1 pseudogene is annotated in these 375 nt (G+C 44.3%); it reads left to right on the forward strand.

The features are described 5' to 3' along the window. Window positions 1-375 (forward strand): annotated as a pseudogene (locus tag AB4486_RS28190) (ATPase); the annotation flags it as partial.

Genomic DNA, 375 nt, shown 5'->3' on the forward strand with positions numbered 1-375 from the left:
GTTGTTAGCTGGGCTAACAAGTTAAAAAAGAACCTATGGTGGCGTCATGCTATCAGGTTAGCTGCTGAGAAAGGTGAATTAGAAGGTGATGACTTACAGCTTCTATTCACCGTTGCCAAAATGGAGCATGGCCTAGAGACTCAGGATGAATCTTACTCAGACTACATTGCGCCACTAGACCTTACTGGGTTTGGTGAGGAAGGGCAGGCTGTAACCTTAAAGAGCATTGGTAAAGTAAACCATGTGTCTGCATTGGTTTCTGATGCCTTGTTAGAATTCAAAACCGAAGGTCTGACGGCAGTATATGGTGACAATGGCTCTGGCAAATCTAGCTACGCAAAAATCCTTAAGAATGCCTGTTTAACTCGCGGTGAT

The organism is Vibrio sp. 10N.222.55.C6, assembly GCF_041473395.1.
GTDB lineage: Bacteria > Pseudomonadota > Gammaproteobacteria > Enterobacterales > Vibrionaceae > Vibrio > Vibrio crassostreae_C.